We start from the raw sequence: 19,555 nt of genomic DNA on the forward strand, positions 1-19,555 counted from the left end.
AGGAACGCAAGCGAAAGGAGGTGGAATAGACGATGACCGGCAAGCTTCGCCTTCCCTCGCTGAATGCGCTTCGCGTCTTCCACGCCGTCGCGCAGCACAAGAGCTTTCGGCAGGCGGCGGATGAATTGCTGGTCACGCCGCAGGCCGTCGGACAGCAGATCAAGCTACTGGAGGACACGCTTCAGGTGACACTGTTCGAACGCAAGGGGCGGTCGGTCGAATTGACCGAGTCTGCCATCCTTCTCTCGCACTATGTCAAAGCTGGGTTCGACGAGTTTTCCGAAGGTGTTCGCCGCGTCACCAAGTCGAATTACCGGGACCGCATCAACCTGAATGCGAGCCCCTATTTCGCGACCCACTATTTGCTGCCTCGCCTATCTCTGTTCCGGGAGATATTGCCCGGTGCGGATCTGCGCCTGACGACGATGGTCGATCTGCCCGATTTCGGACGCGACGACATCGATATGACCGTCCAGTGGGGCTACGGCAATTGGCCGGACTACGAGACCATACTGCTGGTGCCTGACCCGAAGGTCATCTGCTGCACTCCGGCCATCGGCGAGAGCATCAAGTCGGCGCAGGACCTGACGTTGTTCACGTTGCTGGACACCGTCAAGTCGAAGCGCCTTTGGCCAGACATTTTACGCCACCTTGCCATCGAGCAGACGGACGGCAACCGAAGCATCAGCTTCGACGATGCCGCGACCATGCGCCGTGCAACCCTGCAAGGCATCGGCGTCGGTCTCGTCTCCGTCATCGACGCCGAGGAAGATTTGAGGTCGGGCGCGCTGGTCGCTCCGGTCGGGCGCGACGCCCTTGCCGATATGCGGCCGGAAGAAGTTCCTGGATTCTACCTGATCGTCCCGCGCGGGCACCTGCGCGTGAAGGCGGTCGCCGCCCTTCATCGATGGCTCGCCCAGCAGGACTGGGGCAGCGATCTGAAGATTTCCTCCGTGCCGAAACCGACCCCGCTTTCCGATTAGGAGCGGCTTTGAGACAGAGCTCCGAAAGAGAATTTTTGGGCCTCCAACAACAAGAAACCAAACAACCTCAACAGTGGAGACGGAACATGAAGACGATGAAATGGGGGGCCGCAGCCATGGCCCTTGGACTTGTGCATTTTGCAGCGCCGGCAGAAGCCGCCGGCGGCAAGACGCTGGAAGCCGTCAAGGCGCGCGGCGTGCTCAACTGCACCGGCCATGACGGGTCTTATCTCGGCTTCGCCGAAGTCGACGACAAGGGCAACTGGAAGGGCATGGACATCGATCTCTGCCGGGCGGTGGCCACGGCCGTGCTCGGCGACCCGGCAAAACTGAAGGTCGTTCCGATCAGCTGGGCGCAGCGCTGGCCGTCCCTGCAATCGGGCGATGTCGACATCATCATCAAGGCGTCGGGCGGCACGCTCAGCCGCGACACCGAGCTCGGGCTGCAATTTTCCATGTCCTATTACCTCGGAACGACCAAGGTGATGGCGCACAAGGAGCTAAACCTCAAGTCGCTCAAGGATGCGGCCGGCGGCACGATCTGCATTCCCGCCGGCACGTCGCAGGAACAGCAGGTCGCGGCCTATACGGCCAAGCTTGGCATCAAGCTCGAACCCGTGCTCATCGAAAAGACCGAGGAGCTCGAGCAGGCCTATTTCTCCGGACGCTGCGATCTCTATGCGCAGTGGGGCCCGACGCTCGCCATTGCGCGCATCGCCAAGAGCAAGGTCGACGACCATGTCATCCTGCCCGACGTGCTCGCCGTCGAGCCTGAAGTCATGATCATGCGCCAAGGCGACGACAATTGGGTTGACATCGCCAACTGGACGCTGAGCACGCTGATCTTCGCCGAGCAGGAAGGCATCACCTCCAAGAACGTCGACGAGGTCAAGGCCAAGCCGACCTCGCCGCAAGTCGCCAAGTTCCTCGGCGTCACGCCAGGCATGGGCAAGGGTCTCGGTCTCGATGATGACTGGGCCTACAAGGTGATCAAGAACGTCGGCAATTACGGCGAAATCTTCGAGCGCGACCTCGGCAAGGACTCGCCCTACAAGATGGACCGCGAGTTGACCAACCTTTGGAACAATGGCGGGGTCCTGTTCCCGCTGGTGATCGACTGATCCGTCCTTAACTCACCCGCTCCAGGCCCCGCCCGGCACAGCCGGGCGGGGTCGGCGACAATTCGGCAAGGATCTTTGGATGGTCAGCCTGCTGAGAAATCAAAAGGTCCGCAACGCGCTGTTGCAGGTCCTCTATGTCGGCTCGATCGCCGCGATGGTGCTTGCCGGCATCGTGATCGCCCGCCGCAACCTGGCTGATCAGGGGATCACCTCCGGATTCGACTTTCTGTTCAAGTCGACGGGTTGGGATGTGAATTTCTCGCTGCTGCCCGCCACGGCCAATGATCCCTATTGGTGGTACTTCCTCATCGGCATCATCAACACGCTGTTCCTGGGGAGCGTCGGCCTGATACTGGCGACGATCGTGGGAACGATCGTCGGTCTGGCGCGGACGTCTTCGAACGATTTGGCGCGGCTGCTCGGCCGTACCTATGTGGACATCTTCCGCAACATTCCCCTGATCCTCCAGGTTTTCTTCTGGTATGCGATCATCACGCACCTGCCGACGCCGCGCAGCGCGCACGAAGCCTGGGGCTTCCTGCTCACCAGCCGAGGACTCTACATCCCGTTCCCGAACGTCGGCAGTGCCGCGTTTGCCGCAGCCACAGTGGCTGTGATCGCGGCCATCGTGCTGCCGGCCTGGCTGGGCAGGACGTCGCTCCTTGCCCAGCCGATCGGCCAGCGGCGCACCATCCAGTTTGCCGCCGCCGCAGCGGCACTGGCCTGCGCGACCATCATTCTGGCTCTCGGACGTCTGCCGGATACGCCGCTGCTGGACTTCCCTGCCCTGCAAGGCCTCAATCTGAGAGGCGGCCTGCGTATCCCTCCGGAGTTCGCCACCCTCGCCATCGCCATCGCCATCTATGGCGGCTCCTACATTGCGGAGATCGTGCGCGGAGGCTTCAAATCTGTCGGCACCGGCCAGGTCGAGGCAGCCCTTTCCTTGGGCCTTAGTCCCTGGCGGGTCTTCACGCTGGTGCGGCTGCCGCTGGCGCTGCGTGCCATGCTGCCGATCCTTGCCAATCAGTATGTCTGGCTGATGAAGGCGACGACGATGGGCATCGCCGTGGGCTTCACCGACTTCTTCATGATTGTGGCGCTGACGATCAACCATTCCGGGCAAACACTCGAAGCGATCGGCATCCTGATGGCAGGCTTCCTCGCCATCAACCTCAGCCTTGCCGCCGTCTTCAACCGCATCAACAAGGCAATTGCCCTCAAGGGCAATCAACTGAGGGGCTGAGAGATGGAGATGGTCATTGTCGCTCCACCCGCTCCCGGCAGGCTTGAGGATCTGAGGCGACGCTTCTTCGCGACGCCGCTTCAGGCGGTGGTGTCGCTGGCCTGTCTGACGATCATGGTCTTCCTGGTCTGGAAGCTGCTGAATTGGGCGGTTTTCTCGGCTGTCTTCACCACCAGCGGCGGGCCGGAAGCCTGCCAGGCGACAGCGGGAGCCTGCTGGTCGGTCATCGCAGCGAGATGGCGGATCATCTTCTTCGGCCTCTATCCCTACGAGGAACAATGGCGCTCGGCGCTGGCCTGCGTCGCCGTTGTGGTGATGACGGTGCTGAGCTGTATCCCGGCGTTCTGGACGGGCCGCCGGATCGCGCTGGTATGGGGAGCCGGAACAGGCCTTTTCTACCTATTGATGAAAGGCGGCGTGCTTGGCCTTGCCCATGTCGGCGAGGAAGCCTGGGGCGGGCTGGCGCTGACCCTGTTCATCTTCGTTACCACCTGCCTGATCGGTTTCCCCTTGGCGATCTGCCTGGCCTTGCTGCGCCGGTCGGAGCTGCCCTGGATTTCGCGGACCACCGGCCTCATCATCGACGGGATCCGGTCGCTTCCGCTGATATCGATCCTCTTCACCTTTGCAGTGGTTCTGCCGTTCGCGCTGCCGGAATGGCTGCAGGGCGATAAGCTTTACCGCGTGATCCTCGGCTCCGCTCTGTTCTTCTCCGCCTATCAGGCTGAGATCGTGAGAGGCGGCATGCAGGGCGTTGCGACAGGACAGGAGGAGGCTGCCATGGCGCTCGGCATGCGCTACTGGCAACGCATCAGCCGCATCCTCCTGCCTCAGGCAATGCGCAACGCGATGCCGGCCACGATCAACCAGTTCGTCATCTCGTTCAAGGAGACCTCGCTGGTGGTCATCGTCGGTTTCTTCGAGATCCTGGCTTCCGGCAATGCCGCCTATGGCACCGGCGAATGGCGCTTCGCCTATGTCGAAGTCTATGCCTTCATCGCCTTCATCTACTTCATCTTCGTCTTCAGCCTATCCCGCTATGGCGCCTTTCTCGAGCGCCGCATGTCGGTCAGCGAACGGTAAGGAGGCGTGCAGGTGATCTCAACCAATTCGACCGGTGAGCCGGCGCTCCGCATCGAAAACCTCGACAAATACTACGGCACGTTCCAAGCACTGCGCGGGATAAACCTTTCCGTACAACGGGGCGAAAAAATCGTCGTCTGCGGACCCTCCGGCTCCGGCAAATCGACGATGATCCGCTGCATCAACCGCCTCGAACAGCACAATCGCGGCCGCATCGCGGTGCTCGGGACCGAGCTCAACGACGATGTCGGCAATATCGACGAGATCAGGCGTGAAGTCGGCATGGTGTTCCAGCACTTCAACCTGTTCTCGCACATGACGGTGCTGGAGAACTGCATGATCTCCCCGATGATCGTGCGCAAGCAGCCGCGGGCGCAAGCCGAGGCAACCGCCCGCCACTACCTGGAGAAGGTGCGCATTCCCGAGCAGGCCATGAAATATCCCAGCCAATTGTCCGGCGGTCAGCAGCAGCGCGTCGCCATTGCACGCGCTCTTTGCATGCAGCCGCAGATCATGCTGTTCGACGAACCGACCTCGGCGCTCGATCCGGAAATGGTTTCCGAAGTGCTTGACGTCATGGTCACGCTTGCCTCGGAAGGCATGACGATGATCTGCGTGACGCATGAAATGGGCTTTGCGCGTCGCGTGGCGGACCGGGTGCTTTTCATGGACGGCGGCGAGATCCTCGAAGAAGCGCCTCCGGACGAGTTCTTCACCTCTTCCCGCAACGAGCGCACTCGACAATTCCTGTCGCAGGTGCTGGGTCATTGATTGGAAAGCAACGATCCGGACGTGTCGCTCGGCACGCCCTCAGCTAACTCGGGTAGATCAATGACCGATCACGCCACCGCGCTGCACGAGATTCTCGGGCCGAAAGGCTGGCTTTCGGGCCGGGATGCCGAGCCCTACCAGCGCGATTGGCTCAATCGCTATGGCGTCGCACCTCTTGGCGTTGCCAGGCCCGCGGATACGCCGGAGGTTGCCAGTGTCGTCAAGCTATGTCGCGAGGCAGGGCTGGCGGTGGTGCCACAGGGCGGGAACACCGGGCTTTGCGGCGCCGCCGTCGCCGAGCAGCCGAATGCGGTGATCGTCTCGCTGTCACGCATGACGGCGATCGGGAAGCCGGATCTGGACAGCGGATCGATCGTCGTCGAGGCGGGTGTCGTGCTGGCAACGCTGCACGAGGCGCTGGAACCGAATGGCCTGATGTTTCCAATGCGTCTGGGCGCAGAAGGCAGCGCCAGGATCGGCGGCCTGATCGGCACCAATGCGGGCGGCAGCCAGGCTTTCCGATACGGCATGATGCAGGATCTCGCCCTGGGTCTCGAAGTCGTGACGCCTGATGGCGGGATTTGGGACGGACTGCGCGCGGTGCAGAAGGACAATGCCGGCTATCAACTGCGCAAGCTGTTCTGTGGCGCTGAGGGCACGCTCGGCATCGTCACGCGCGCGATCCTGCGGCTCTACCCCAAGCCTCGGCAGCAAGCGAGCGCCCTTCTGGTCCTGCCCGGCTTTGCCGCCGCCGTTTCGTTCGGCGCCTTCCTGCGCGGCGAGGCCGGGGAATTCCTGACTGGCCTCGAGTTCTTCTCCGATGTGGGCCTGCGATTGGCGCTCAAGCACGTGCCCGACCTTGCCTACCAACTGGAGACACGGGGCGACGTCTATCTGCTGGTCGAACTGGCATCGGGGTCGTCACGCGTTCCCCTGGACGAGATCCTGGCGTCAGCGCTGGAATGGGGCATGGAACAGAGCCTGGTTAGTGACGGCGCGCTGGCGGCGACAGGTGCGCATCGGGCACAATTCTGGCGGCTGCGCGAAGAGCAACCGGAGGGACAAAGGCTGGAAGGCGAGCAACTCAAGCACGACATCTCCGTCCCTCCAGGTGCAATCGCCCGTTTCGTCGAGGCAGGCGCGAAGATCTGCGGCGGCATTCTTCCCGGTGTGCGGATAAACCCGTTCGGGCACCTCGGCGACGGAAACATCCATTACAATTTGTCTCCGCCGGAAGGTCGTGCCGATTTCGACGGCAAGGCCGAGCTGTTCGCAGAGGCGCTGTCATCTCTTGCCACTCAGATGGGCGGCAGCTTTGCCGCCGAGCATGGGCTTGGCCGGGCAAAGGTGGTCATGGCCGACCGCAATCGCGGCCTGGTGGAGCGAGAGCTCATGGCGCGGCTCAAAGGCGCGTTCGATCCGCTGGGCACGATGAACCCGGACGTCCTGGTGCGCGCCTCTCGGGAAAGAAAAACTTTCGAATAGACGGCATTTCTTGGTTTCGTCTCGATGCGCCAGCGTGCACGTATGAATTCGAAAGGCAGGCTCGGTCCGCTTGCCGCCTGAATGAAGGATGTCGCAGCATGATCCGCAATGGCGGTCGCCTCCTTGTCGAGTGCCTGATCGCGCTCGGCGCGACCAAGAGTTTCGGTGTGCCGGGCGAAAGCTATCTGGCCGTGCTGGACGCGCTGCACGACACTCGTGGAAAGCTGGACTACGTGCTGTGCCGCAACGAGGGCGGCGCGGCATTCATGGCCTCGGCCTATGGCAAGCTGACGGGTTCGCCGGGCATCTGCTTCGTGACGCGCGGACCGGGTGTCGCCAATGCGTCCATCGGCGTGCACACGGCGATGCAGGACAGTTCGCCGATGATCCTGTTCGTCGGCCAGGTCGGCACCGACATGCGCGGCCGCGAAGCGTTTCAGGAAATCGACTACCGCGCGGTGTTCGGCACGATGGCGAAATGGGCGGTGGAGATCGACGCTGTCGAGCGCCTGCCGGAAATCATTGCCCGGGCCTGGACCACGGCGCTCACCGGGCGGCCCGGCCCGGTGGTGATCGCCCTGCCCGAGAACATGCTGACCACGCCGACCGATGTCGCGGCGCTCAGCGGGCCTGCCAGGGTGTTCGAGGCCGCGGCCGATGCCGATGCGCTGGCCGAGGCCCGGTCCATGCTGGCCGCCTCCAGCAGACCGGTCATCCTGATCGGCGGTGCCAACTGGTCAGCTGACGGGCGTGCCGTGCTCCAGGCTTTCGCCGAAACCTCCGACATTCCGGTGGTCGCGGCGTTCCGTTTCCAGGATCAGTTCGACAATGGCTCACCGGTCTTCGTCGGCGAGGCCGGTGTCGGCATGGTCCCGCATGTCAAGAAGCTGATCCGGGACGCCGATGTGATCCTGGCGATCAATTTGCGCTTCGGCGAGATGACCACGGATGGCTACACGCTGCTGTCCGTGCCCGAGCCGAAGCAGAAGCTGATCCATGTCCATGCTTCGGATCGCGAGATCGGCAAGATCTATGTGCCGGCGCTTGGCATCCATGCCGGGCCGAACGCCTTCGCCAAGGCGCTCTCGCCGGTCAAGGGCGACTGGGCCGCGTGGCGGTCGCAGGCACGCCAAAGCTATGAGGGCACGTTCACCGCGCCTGCCCAGCCGGGCCCGGTCGACATGGTCGAAGTCAGCCGCTGGCTGCGCGAAACGCTGCCCGACGACGTCATCCTGACCAACGGCGCCGGCAATTTCACCGTGTGGCCAAACAAGTTCTTCAAATTCGGGCCAAAGGCGCGGCTGCTTGCACCGCAATCCGGCGCCATGGGCTACGGCCTGCCGGCGGCCATCGCGGCCAAAGTGGCCTTTCCCTCACGCACGGTGGTCTGCTTTGCCGGTGACGGCGATTTCCAGATGAACTGCCAGGAGTTGGGGACGGCGATGCAGGCCGGGGCGCAGCCGATCGTCCTCATCCTGAACAACGGCATCTACGGGACCATCCGCGCGCATCAGGAGCGGCACTATCCGGCGCGCGTGTCGGGAACGAACATCGAGAACCCGGATTTCGTCGGCATCGCCCGGGCCTATGGCTTCCACGCCGAGCAGGTCGGCGCGACCTGCGATTTCGCCGGCGCTTTCGGCAGGGCGCTGGCATCCGCGACCGGCGCGGTCCTGGAGCTGGATATTTCCCCGGAGGCGATCACGCCGCGTCAAACCCTTTCCCAAATGCGCGACGCAGCGCTCGCTTCGCATAAGGCCAACGCATGACCAGTACGGCAAATGACATCCGTCTCGGCGCGGATATCGGCGGCACGTTCACCGATATTGTGGTCGATGTGCGCGGCACGATCTTTTCGACCAAGATCCTGACCAACTATGCCGCCCCCGAACAGGCTATCCTCGACGGGATCGAGATCGTCGTGCGCGACGCCGGCATCACGCTGGCGGACCTCGACATCGTCATTCACGGCACCACGCTGGCGACCAACGCGCTCATCGAACGGCGTGGCGCCAAGACGGCATTGGTCACCACCGAAGGGTTTCGCGATGTCATCGAGATGCGCACGGAAAACCGGTTCGAACAGTATGATCTGAACCTGAAGCTGCCGCCGCCGCTGATCCCGCGCGAGCATCGCTATACGGTCAAGGGGCGCATCGGCGCGGACGGAAAGGAATTGCAGCCGCTGGACGAAGCAGCGCTCGACGAGATCGCCGACAGCATCGCCGCGGGCGGCTTCGGCGCCGTCGCCATCGGCTTCATCCATTCCTACATGAACCCGGTGCATGAGCAGCGGGCACGCGCGATCCTCGCCAGAAAGCTGGACATACCGATTTCCATCAGCGCTGAGGTCTCGCCGCAGATGCGCGAGTTCGAACGCTTCAACACGGTTTGCGCCAATGCCTATGTCCGGCCGCAGATGGCCGACTATCTGGTGCGCCTCCAGGTGCGGCTGAAGGAGATGGGGGCGAACTGTCCGGTGTTCATGATCCACTCGGGCGGCGGACTGATCTCGGTGGAAACCGCGTCCGAATTTCCGGTGCGCCTGGTCGAGTCCGGTCCGGCCGGCGGTGCCATTTTTGCGGCCGACGTGGCGCGGCGCTTCGACCTGGACTCCGTCGTCTCCTACGACATGGGCGGAACGACCGCGAAGATCTGCCTGATCGAGGACTATTCGCCGCGCACGGCGCGGACCTTCGAGGTCGCCCGCACCTATCGCTTCTGCAAAGGCTCCGGCATGCCGATCTCGATCCCGGTCATCGAGATGATCGAGATCGGCGCCGGCGGCGGCTCGATCGCCTGGGTCGACGCCATGGGCCGCATCCAGACCGGCCCGGAAAGTGCCGGGTCCGAACCCGGTCCCGCCTGCTACGGGCGTGGCGGCAGCCGCCCAGCCATCACCGATGCCGACCTGGTGCTGGGCAAGCTCGATCCCGACAATTTCGCCGGCGGCGCCATCAGGCTCGACACGCAGGCTTCCGAGCAGGCGATCACCCGCGATGTCGGCACCCGGCTTTCGCTCAATTCCGTTTCCGCCGCTTTCGGCATCTGCGAGGTCGTCGACGAGAATATGGCCAATGCCGCCCGCGTCCACGCGGTGGAAAACGGCAAGAACATCTCCGACAATGTCATGATCGCCTTTGGCGGTGCAGCGCCCCTGCATGCGGCGCGGCTGTGCGAGAAGCTTGGCGTCGAACAGTGCCTTGTCCCGCAAGGCGCCGGCGTCGGCTCGGCCATCGGTTTCCTCAAGGCGCCGTTCGGCTACGAGGCGCTGGCTTCCAAGCTGATGCGGCTGTCGCGCTTCGATGCATGCGAGGTGAATGCGCTGCTCGACGGGCTGAAGACGACTGCCGAGAGCTTCGTGCGAGCCGGCACTAACAATGCCATCACCCGCGAGATCACCGCCTTCATGCGCTATGCCGGCCAGGGTTGGGAAATCCCGGTGCCGCTGCCCGACAGGGCGTTCAAGCCCGGCGACGAGGTGAGCCTCAAGGACGCCTTCCGGGACAATTATGCGCGCTTCTTCGGCCGTGCCATTGATGGCCTCGACGGATTGGAAATCGAGATCGTCACCTGGTCGGTCAAGGCGCAGGACGTGCGGCCGGCGCCCGCAAGGCACGAGATCACCATGGGGACCAGGACCGTCGCCGCTTCGCAAACACGCGAGGTTTTCGATCCGGCGACCGGAACCGTGCAGGTTTCAGCCATCATCGAACGCGCCGACCTTTCGCCAGGGGATCGCATCAGCGGTCCGGCGGTGATCGTCGAGCGTGAGACGTCGACGGTCGTCACCACTCTCTTCGATGCCGCGCTACAGAGCGACGGTTCGATCCTCCTGATCCGCAAAGGGGTCCAGGCATGAGCGACATCTTGGAAATCCGCATGCAGGTGATGTGGAATCGCCTGATTTCGGTGGTCGAGGAGCAGGCGCTGACCCTGTTGCGTACGGCCTTCTCCACGTCGGTGCGTGAATCGGGCGATCTGTCGGCCGGCGTGTTCAATCCGCGCGGCGAGATGCTGGCGCAGGCCGTGACCGGTACGCCAGGGCATGTGAACACCATGGCCGAGGCCGTGCTGCAGTTCATGAACGAGATCCCGCGCGAGGAGATGTACGAGGGCGACACCTATGTCACCAACGATCCCTGGAAAGGCACCGGCCATCTCCATGACATCACCATGGTCTCGCCCTCGTTCCTGAACGGCGAACTGGTGGCATTCTTCGCCTGCACCGCGCACGTGGTCGATGTTGGCGGACGTGGCTTCGGCGCCGACGGCAAGTCAGTCTACGAGGAAGGGATCCAGATCCCGATCATGAAGTTCGCCGAGCGCGGCAAGGTGAACCTCGATCTGGTGAAGATCCTGCGCGCCAATGTGCGCGAGCCGAACCAGGTCGTCGGCGACTTCTATTCGCTGGCCGCCTGCAACGAGGTCGGCCATCGCCGCCTGGTCGACATGATGAAGGAGATCGGCCTGGCATCGCTGGACAGGCTGGGAGAGTTCATCTTCACGCGCACGCATGACGCGACGCTGGAGCGCATCAAGGCGCTGCCGAAAGGCACCTGGTCGAACGAGTTGGTGACCGACGGCTACGATACGCCGGTCAAGCTGGTGGCAGCTGTCTCGATTGAGGACGACCATTTGAATGTCGATTTCTCCGGCACCGATCCGACAAGCCGATGGGGCATCAACGTTCCGATCATCTACAGCAAGGCCTATGCCTGCTACGCCCTGAAATGCGTCGTGGCGCCGGAGATCCCGAACAATGCGGCCTCGCTTGCTCTGTTCACTATATCGTCGCCGACCAACATCCTGAACGCCCCGCGGCCGGCGCCGGTCTCCCTGCGGCACGTCATCGGCCATATGGTGCCCGATCTGGTGCTGGGCGCGCTGGCCAAGGCGCTGCCGGGCCAGATCCTTGCCGAAGGGGCGGCGGCACTGTGGAACATCCACATCTCGGTCAGGCCGGTCGCCGGGAGCGATGGACGCCGCGCCGAGGTGCTGATGTTCAATTCCGGCGGCATGGGGGCCCGCCCGACGTTGGACGGGCTGTCCGCCACCGCCTTTCCGTCCGGTGTCCATACCATGCCGATCGAGGCGACCGAGCACACCGGGCCGATCGTCATCTGGCGCAAGGAACTGCGTCCCGATTCCGGCGGCGACGGGGAATTTCGCGGCGGCCTCGGCCAGATCCTCGAAATCGCGGCCACTGAAGGCCACGAGTTCGATTTTTCCGCCATGTTCGACCGGGTCAGGCATCCAGCCAAGGGGCGCGATGGCGGCAAGGACGGAACCGCCGGCATCGTCAGGCTCGACGATGGCACGCTGATGCGCCCCAAGGGCTGGCAGCACGTTCCGGAAGGGCGTCGCCTGGTGCTGGAACTTCCTGGCGGTGGCGGCTATGGCGATCCCTCCAGGCGCAGTACGGAGGCGCGGGCACAGGACGTGTCCAGGGGCTATATTTCGGAGAAAAGCCGATGAGCTACATTTCCTCGCGCCTGTCCGTGGTCAAGCCGTCGGCTTCGATGGCCGCCTCGCAGGCGGCCAAGGCGCTACGGGCCAAAGGCGTCGACGTCATCGACCTTGGCCTTGGCGAACCTGATTTTCCGACGCCTGCCCACATCATCGAAGCGGCCTATGCAGCCGCCAAAGCGGGCCAGACCCTCTACACCGCCGCAGCCGGCTCGCCGGAAGTGCGCGAGGCCGTGGCCGGGAAGTTCAGGCGCGAGAACGGACTGGACTACACGGCCGACGACATCGTCGTGGCCAACGGCGCCAAGCAGATCATCTTCAACGCGCTGATGGCGACGCTGGAACCCGGCGACGAGGCCATCCTGCCCGCGCCCTATTTCGTCTCCTATCCTGAGATGGTGAAGCTGCTAGGCGGCACGCCCGTCACGGTCGAATGCAGGGAAAGCGGCGGCTTCAGGCTGACGCCCGAACTCTTGGAAAAGGCGATCGGGCCGAGAACCAAGTGGCTGTTCCTGAACATGCCCGGCAATCCATCCGGAGCGGTCTACTCGGGCGACGATCTCAAGGCGCTTGGCGCTGTCCTTGCCAGGCATCCGCAGGTGCTCATCCTGTCGGACGAGATCTATGAGCACATCATCTTCGATAACCGCGAATTCGTATCCTTCGGCAAGGCCTGCCCTGACCTCAAGGACCGAAGCCTCATCGTCAACGGTGTGGCCAAGGCCTATGCGATGACCGGCTGGCGTGTCGGTTATGCAGCCGGCCCGGCACCACTCGTCAAGGCGATGTCGATCATCCAGAGCCAGTCGGTCACTTCGGTCTGCTCGATTGCCCAGGCGGCGACGGTCGCCGCACTGAACGGCCCGCAGGACGAGGTGGCTCGTTTCCGCGATGCATTCGAGGCGCGCAGGAACCTGGTCGTCGATGGCATAAGGCGCATAAACGGCCTGACGCTGCCGCCGCCGGAAGGCGCATTCTATGCCTATATCGGTTGCGCCAGCCTGATCGGCCGCAGGACCCCAAAAGGCGTCATGCTGGAGGACGATACGGCGGTGGCGACCTATCTTCTGAACGAAGGCCGCGTGGCCTCGGTGCCGGGCACTGCCTACGGACTTTCCCCCTATTTTCGTATCTCCACCGCCACCAGCGAGGAGGTGCTTGCCGAGGCGATCGCGCGGATCAACGCCGCCGTCGCGCAAGTGGAGTAGACCATGCCGCATTACGAACGCATCCTGATCACCGGCGCCGCCGGCCGGCTTGGCTCGGAACTGCGAAAGGGGCTGGTGCCGCTGGCAAAAACGATCCGCCTGGCAGGTCGCGAACCGTTCGGCGATCTTGCTCCTCACGAGGAAGAAGCGGTCTTCGATCTCGCCGACATGGAGGCTACACTTGCGGCCACCAAGGACTGCGACGCGATCGTGCATTTCGGCGGTGCGCCGCTTGAATGCGAATGGCAAACGATCCTGGATTCCAGCATTCGCGGATCCTACCACATCTACGAAGGCGCCCGGAAGCACGGCGTGAAGCGGGTTATCTATGCTTCCTCGGTGCATGCCATCGGCTATCATGAAGTCGAAGCCCATATCGGCGTCGATGCGCCGGTGCGCCCCGACAGCCTCTACGGCGTGTCGAAGAATTTCGTCGAAAGCCTGAGCCGGCTCTACTGGGACAAGTTCGGCATTGAGACGGCTTGCCTGCGTATCTTCTCGTCCTTTCCCGAACCGGCCGACCGACGCATGCTGTGGTCGTATCTTTCCTTCGCCGACTGCGTTCGTCTGGTCGAAGCAGCACTGACGGCGCCGCGCGTCGGGCACACAATCTCGTTCGGCATATCCGACAACAAGCTGAAAATGGTCGACAACAGCGGCGCCAACCATCTGGGGTTCATCCCGCAAGACAGCGCCGAGCCATTCCGCGCAGCGGTCGAGGCGAAGACGCAGATTCCGGATCCCAAGGCGCCATCGGTGAAGTATCTGGGCGGGTGGTTCTGCGAGCTTGGCCATCCGGACGACAAGCGGACGTAACTATCAAAATACCCATCCGCTAGATTGCGCAGACGGAAGCCTGACTGTTCAATCGTCGCTCGCCTCCGCGTTGATTGCCATGATCGACGCCAAGCGCAAGGGCAAAAAACCCCCGAAACCCGCGCCGAAACCCAAAGAGAACGTGGTCGACCTGGCCTCGGTTCTTCGTCCGCCGGGGCAGCATCCTACGCGGAAAGTGCGCGTGCTCACCGAGATGCCGATTGAGTATTTCAAACGCAACCCGGATGTTTGGGGTCCTGACGGCTAGGACACGAACGGTTCGAAGCCTTGTCAAGGAACCGCGTTCGACGGTTCCATTGCTCCGAGCCGCCGCGTTCGGCGACATTGCTCGCACGTTCCGCGCGTCCGAGCCCTTGCGCAAAAGGCAGAGCCTTTAGCCTTTGGAAAGGGAGATGTGGTTCCTCTCAGAGGCGCAGACTGCGCGCAGAGGCGAATCGATGGATATCTTCGGCATCAAGGCACTTTTGATCTGCGCGCTGATCTTCATTCCGTTTGAACATCTGTTTGCCGAGCGGCCGCAGAAGATCTTTCGCAAGGGCTTCGCTGTCGATCTGATTTATCTGCTGTTCAACGGCTTCATCATAAAGCTGGCCATCGTCATGATGGCGGCAGGCGCGCTCGGTGCCGCTGCACTCCTGGTCCCGCAAGCGATAACGCATGCCGTCAGCGGCCAGCCCGTCTGGCTGCAGGTTGCCGAAATCATCGTGATCACCGATGTCGGCGTCTACTGGACACATCGGGCCTTTCACAAAATCCCGGCGCTTTGGAAGTTCCATGCCGTTCACCACGGGATTGAAGAACTCGACTGGCTCGGGGCCTTCCACAATCATCCCGTCGACGCCATCGTCACAAAGGCAATATCGCTGACGCCGATCTTTTTCCTCGGCTTCTCGGAAGCGTCGATCGCCGTCTTTTCGACTCTCTACCTTGGACATACGCTGCTTGTGCATTCAAACGTGCGGATTCCGTTCGGCCCCTTGAAGTGGCTGATCGCCAGCCCGCAGTTCCATCGCTGGCACCATGCCAACCAGCGCGAAGCCTATGACAAGAACTTCGCCGGGCAGTTGCCTTTCCTCGACGTGCTGTTCGGCACCTACAATCCCACCGGTGACAAGGTGCCGGAGAAGTACGGCGTCGACGATCCGATCCCTTCCACCTATTTCGGCCAGATCGGCTATCCGCTCCTGCGCCGCAGGAAGCTGCCGAACCGGGCGGTGCCGAACGCCGAAGCCTGACGGCTGGCCCGGCGTTGCGGTATCCACACCGGTCCCCTTTCGAGCCGCAGGACGCCGAACCACCGGAAGGCTTTTCGCCTCGAATCGGCTAAACCTTGTGCCATGAACGAGACCTCACTCTATGCGCCGGTGAAGCGGTTCCTCGAAAGCCTCGACTTTGTCGTCAAAGGCGAGATCGACGGCTGCGATGTTGTTGCGTTGCGCGAGGGGGAGCCGCCGGTTGTCGTCATCTGCGAGTTGAAGCTGCAGTTCAATCTCGAACTGGTGCTGCAAGGTGTCGATCGTGCGGCGGCCTGCGACGAGGTGTGGCTGGCCGCGCGCATGTCGGCTCGCGGCAAGGGACGCGAAAGCGATGCCAGGTTCCGCAATCTCTGCCGCCGGCTTGGCTTCGGCTTGCTTGGCGTGACCGCGACGGACCGGGTCGAGGTGCTTCTCAGCCCGATCGCGCTGGCGCCGCGCAAAAATGCCCGCCGGCGCTCCCGCCTGGTCGATGAGCACCAGCGCCGTCGCGGCGATCCCGTTGCCGGAGGAGGATCGCGCAATCCGATCATGACCGCCTATCGCCAAAGCGCCCTCGCCTGCGCTGCCGCCATGGTGGATGGCCCCAGGCGGCCGCGAGATCTGAAGGCGGTGACGCCGATCGCGCCCAAGATCCTGCAGCACAATGTCTATGGCTGGTTCGCGCGCGTCGACCGCGGCCTCTACGATCTTACCGATGCCGGCCGTGCCTCTTTGGTCCGTTGGCCGCAGGCATCGCACGACGAATCCCGACACGCAATTTTGAACGCAGCAGCCATATGATTGAAGATTCCCGCAGCGTCCGAGGCGGTCCGCTCGGTTGATTTCTCCGACAAAATATGTTGCTTGTCCCGCCCATGAAGAAGCTCTGCATGACCGCCTTGGCGTCAGTGACACTGAGTTTTCCAGCCAGCGCAATGGACAATGCATTGCGCGCCGGACTGATGAAACTCGATCCCCAAACTCGCCTTGAACAGCGTTGCGACGCCGAAGTGCTCGACCGCATCACCCATGACGATCGCAAGTTCAAAGCCGATCGCGTCGTCGCCTACGCCTTTGCCACGCCCGAGATGGGCGCCGATGCAATCAAGAGCCCGGGTGCTGCGTTTCGCAGCAAGGGGCAGTGGTATAGGCTGAAATTCAAGTGCCAGACCGGGCCGGACCATATGGAAGTCTTGCAACTCCGCTACCGGATCGGCGACGAGATTCCGGAAGCCGACTGGGCAAAGTATAATCTCTACGATTGATTTGCGATCGGCCATGGTTTTGCCTGGCTGTCGGCGAGTGCCGCGAGCATTGGATCTGGCTTGACGTAACGATGCTTCGGTGATGGCGCCACGCGTGATCCCTTGACGCCAAGGGACCACCAAGTTAGGGCCTCTGGGTAATCGACGAACACTCGGCAAAATCAGCAAGGGCTTCCGGTCGATGGACATTTTTTTCAGCGCTGCCAGCCTGACCGCCCTGCTCCAGGTCATCGCCATCGACCTCGTGCTGGCCGGCGACAATGCGATCGTCATCGGCCTTGCCGCTGCCGGCCTGCCGGCTGACCAACGCAAGAAGGCGATCCTCATCGGCGTGATTGCGGCAACGGTGCTGCGCATCGGTTTTGCCGCAATTACCGTCAAGCTGCTGGCGATCGTCGGCCTGCTGCTGGCCGGCGGCATCCTGCTGCTGTGGGTCTGCTGGAAAATGTACCGCGAGCTGCGCACGTCACATGCCGATGAGCTGGAAGCGACCGAGGCGCTGTCGAATTCGGACCTCAACAGTGACCAGGCAGTCGCCGGCAAGTCGAAGCGCAAGACCCTTGGCCAGGCTGCCTTGCAGATTGTCGTCGCCGATGTGTCGATGTCGCTCGACAACGTGCTGGCGGTGGCTGGAGCGGCGCGTGATCATTTTCCGGTGCTGGTCATCGGCCTTGTGCTGTCGATCGCGCTCATGGGGCTGGCTGCGACCTTCATTGCCAAGCTGCTGCATCGCCACCGCTGGATCGCCTATGTCGGCCTGCTGATCATACTCTATGTCGCGCTGGACATGGTCTATCGTGGCGCGGTGGAGGTCTGGCCACATGTGAACAACGTGGTCGGCTGAAGCTGGCGGACATCCGCGTCTTCACTCCGTCGAAGCAAGACCGCCGTGCGTTTTGCCGCATCGCGGGCCTGCCCATACCAATGCCGCAATAAGTGTGGTACTGCGCCGGCAATCCTGAAAAGCCCGGAAACCCTCTATGTCCGCTCCCCGCGTGAGTTTTGTCAGTCTTGGATGCCCGAAGGCCCTCGTGGATTCGGAGCGCATCATCACGCGCCTGCGCGCCGAAGGTTACGAAATCGCGCGCAAGCATGACGGCGCCGACCTCGTCGTCGTCAACACCTGCGGTTTTCTCGATTCCGCCCGCGACGAGTCGCTCAACGCCATCGGCTCCGCGCTTTCGGAAAACGGCCGAGTGATCGTCACCGGTTGCCTGGGCGCCGAGCCGGACGTCATTCGCGAAAAGCACCCCAATGTGCTGGCGATCACCGGGCCGCAGGCCTATGAGAGCGTGATGGCCGCGGTGCATGAGGCCGCACCGCCTTCGCACGATCCCTATATCGATCTCCTGCCGCCGCAGGGTGTCAAGCTGACGCCGCGTCACTACGCCTATCTCAAGATTTCCGAAGGCTGCAACAACCGCTGCACCTTCTGCATCATTCCCGCACTGCGTGGCGACCTCGTCTCGCGGCCGGCGGCAGATGTGCTGCGTGAGGCTGAGAAACTGGCCAAGGCTGGCGTCAAGGAACTTCTGGTCATCTCGCAGGACACCAGCGCCTACGGCATCGACATCAAGTACCAGACGTCGATGTTCGGCGACCGTGAAGTGCGCGCAAAATTCCTCGATCTTTCGGAGGAACTGGGCAAGCTCGGCATCTGGGTGCGCATGCACTATGTCTACCCCTACCCGCATGTCGCCGACGTCATCCCGCTGATGGCGGAGGGCAAGATCCTCCCTTACCTGGATATCCCGTTCCAGCATGCCTCGCCGCAGGTGCTGAAAAACATGCGACGGCCCGCGCATGGCGAAAAGACGCTCGAGCGCATTCGCGGCTGGCGCGAGGTCTGTCCGGATCTGGCCATCCGCTCGACCTTCATCGTCGGCTTCCCCGGCGAGACGGATGACGATTTCGAGATGCTGCTCGACTGGCTCGATGAAGCCAAGATCGACCGCGCCGGCTGCTTCAAATACGAGCCGGTCCGCGGCGCCCGCTCCAACGATCTCGGTCTCGAACAGGTCCCGCAGGAAATCAAGGAGGCGCGCTGGCACCGCTTCATGCAGCGTCAGCAGAAGATTTCGGCGACACAGCTGGCCAGAAAAGTCGGCAAGCGCCTCCCGGTGCTGATCGACGAGGCGCATGGCACATCGGCAAAGGGCCGCACCAAATACGACGCGCCCGAGATCGATGGCTCGGTGCACATCCAGTCGCGTCGTCCGCTGCGCCAAGGCGATATCGTCACCGTCAAGATCGACCGTGCCGACGCCTATGACCTCTATGGTTCGGCGGTCTGACGCCTCGTTCCGCGTAAATTTACTACATCTGGCGATAATCTAGGCCTCTTAACCCGCTCAGCCGCGATCCGCTCTATGGTTTGCCGACCGTAGATGCGGGAAATGCGGATGAACACCAGACCTGCGGAACAAAATTACATTGCGACGCTGGACCTGCTCAGGCTGGTCGCGGCGATGGCTGTCGTGTTCTTCCACTATTTCTTTCGCGGCGCGGCTGCCGAGGGCATTCTGGCTGAGGGTTATCCGCTTGCGGCACCGTTCGCCCTCTACGGCTATCTCGGCGTCAATCTGTTCTTCCTGATCAGCGGTTTCGTCATTGCCTGGTCGGCGGAAAACCGCAGTTGGGACCAGTTTGCGGTCGCGCGGTTCGTTCGCCTCTATCCGGGCTTCCTGCTCTGCATGACGATCACCTTCGCGATTGTCTTCCTTGCCGGGTCGCCGCTGCTTTCGGCCTCTTTCGTTCAGTATGCCGCCAATCTGTCGATGTTCGCGCCGACGTTCGGCCAGCCCTTCATGGACGGCGTCTACTGGTCGATCGTTCTTGAGCTGGTGTTCTACGGC

The 19,555-nt window shown here is 62.7% G+C and carries 17 protein-coding genes and 1 pseudogene; all 18 read left to right on the forward strand.

The genetic code is table 11. The features are described 5' to 3' along the window. The first annotated feature begins 32 nt into the window (after positions 1 to 32). Positions 33 to 983 (forward strand): LysR substrate-binding domain-containing protein, encoded by a 951-nt coding sequence (locus EN955_RS04340; RefSeq protein WP_013530401.1) that lies wholly within the window; start codon positions 33 to 35, stop codon positions 981 to 983. Positions 984 to 1,069: 86 nt separating this feature from the next. Then, positions 1,070 to 2,104, forward strand: coding sequence for an amino acid ABC transporter substrate-binding protein (locus EN955_RS04345; protein WP_013530400.1), 1,035 nt, complete (start codon positions 1,070 to 1,072; stop codon positions 2,102 to 2,104). Between the two features lie 79 nt (positions 2,105 to 2,183). Further along, a complete protein-coding gene (locus EN955_RS04350) occupies positions 2,184 to 3,347 on the forward strand; it encodes an ABC transporter permease subunit (protein WP_013530399.1) in 1,164 nt (387 codons plus the stop codon). Between the two features lie 3 nt (positions 3,348 to 3,350). Next, positions 3,351 to 4,430, forward strand: a complete 1,080-nt coding sequence (locus EN955_RS04355) for an amino acid ABC transporter permease (RefSeq protein WP_024503260.1) — start codon at positions 3,351 to 3,353, stop codon at positions 4,428 to 4,430. 12 nt (positions 4,431 to 4,442) lie between these two features. After that, the gene (locus EN955_RS04360; protein ID WP_032899191.1) at positions 4,443 to 5,201 is read left to right on the forward strand and encodes an amino acid ABC transporter ATP-binding protein; all 759 of its coding nucleotides are present in this window, start codon (positions 4,443 to 4,445) and stop codon (positions 5,199 to 5,201) included. 60 nt (positions 5,202 to 5,261) lie between these two features. Beyond that, positions 5,262 to 6,686 (forward strand): FAD-binding oxidoreductase, encoded by a 1,425-nt coding sequence (locus tag EN955_RS04365; RefSeq protein ID WP_024503262.1) that lies wholly within the window; start codon positions 5,262 to 5,264, stop codon positions 6,684 to 6,686. Between the two features lie 98 nt (positions 6,687 to 6,784). Then, on the forward strand, positions 6,785 to 8,455 hold the full coding sequence (locus EN955_RS04370) for a thiamine pyrophosphate-dependent enzyme (protein WP_024503263.1): 1,671 nt from the start codon (positions 6,785 to 6,787) through the stop codon (positions 8,453 to 8,455). After that, positions 8,452 to 10,548 carry a hydantoinase/oxoprolinase family protein gene (locus EN955_RS04375; RefSeq protein ID WP_024503264.1) on the forward strand — a complete coding sequence of 699 codons (2,097 nt, stop codon included), beginning with the start codon at positions 8,452 to 8,454 and terminating at the stop codon, positions 10,546 to 10,548. The genes EN955_RS04370 and EN955_RS04375 overlap by 4 nt, the downstream gene beginning before the upstream one ends. Next, positions 10,545 to 12,164, forward strand: coding sequence for a hydantoinase B/oxoprolinase family protein (locus EN955_RS04380; RefSeq protein WP_024503265.1), 1,620 nt, complete (start codon positions 10,545 to 10,547; stop codon positions 12,162 to 12,164). Before EN955_RS04375 ends, EN955_RS04380 begins: the two co-directional genes overlap by 4 nt. After that, entirely contained in the window at positions 12,161 to 13,363 is a 1,203-nt protein-coding gene (locus tag EN955_RS04385; protein ID WP_024503266.1) for a pyridoxal phosphate-dependent aminotransferase, read from the forward strand. Before EN955_RS04380 ends, EN955_RS04385 begins: the two co-directional genes overlap by 4 nt. Before the next feature lie 3 nt (positions 13,364 to 13,366). Beyond that, positions 13,367 to 14,179 carry an NAD(P)-dependent oxidoreductase gene (locus tag EN955_RS04390; RefSeq protein ID WP_024503267.1) on the forward strand — a complete coding sequence of 271 codons (813 nt, stop codon included), beginning with the start codon at positions 13,367 to 13,369 and terminating at the stop codon, positions 14,177 to 14,179. Positions 14,180 to 14,333: 154 nt separating this feature from the next. Continuing rightward, a pseudogene (locus EN955_RS04395) lies at positions 14,334 to 14,447 on the forward strand (LysR family transcriptional regulator); the annotation flags it as partial. 190 nt (positions 14,448 to 14,637) lie between these two features. Beyond that, positions 14,638 to 15,435 carry a sterol desaturase family protein gene (locus EN955_RS04400; protein ID WP_024503269.1) on the forward strand — a complete coding sequence of 266 codons (798 nt, stop codon included), beginning with the start codon at positions 14,638 to 14,640 and terminating at the stop codon, positions 15,433 to 15,435. Between the two features lie 102 nt (positions 15,436 to 15,537). Continuing rightward, positions 15,538 to 16,236: a DUF2161 domain-containing phosphodiesterase gene (locus tag EN955_RS04405; protein WP_024503270.1), complete on the forward strand. Its 699-nt coding sequence runs from the start codon at positions 15,538 to 15,540 to the stop codon at positions 16,234 to 16,236. Between the two features lie 56 nt (positions 16,237 to 16,292). Continuing rightward, positions 16,293 to 16,700: a DUF930 domain-containing protein gene (locus tag EN955_RS04410; protein WP_032808257.1), complete on the forward strand. Its 408-nt coding sequence runs from the start codon at positions 16,293 to 16,295 to the stop codon at positions 16,698 to 16,700. Between the two features lie 181 nt (positions 16,701 to 16,881). Then, positions 16,882 to 17,544 (forward strand): TerC family protein, encoded by a 663-nt coding sequence (locus EN955_RS04415; protein WP_013531644.1) that lies wholly within the window; start codon positions 16,882 to 16,884, stop codon positions 17,542 to 17,544. A 136-nt stretch (positions 17,545 to 17,680) separates the two neighbouring features. Continuing rightward, complete coding sequence (gene rimO / locus EN955_RS04420; RefSeq protein ID WP_013531645.1) at positions 17,681 to 18,994, forward strand: 30S ribosomal protein S12 methylthiotransferase RimO; 1,314 nt, start codon at positions 17,681 to 17,683, stop codon at positions 18,992 to 18,994. A 108-nt stretch (positions 18,995 to 19,102) separates the two neighbouring features. Then, positions 19,103 to 19,555, forward strand: a 453-nt coding sequence (locus EN955_RS04425) for an acyltransferase family protein (RefSeq protein WP_164769872.1), incomplete at its 3' end; no start/stop codon positions are given.

The sequence above is a fragment of the Mesorhizobium sp. M7A.F.Ca.CA.001.04.2.1 genome, assembly GCF_003998485.1.
In the GTDB taxonomy this organism is placed as follows: Bacteria; Pseudomonadota; Alphaproteobacteria; order Rhizobiales; family Rhizobiaceae; genus Mesorhizobium; species Mesorhizobium ciceri.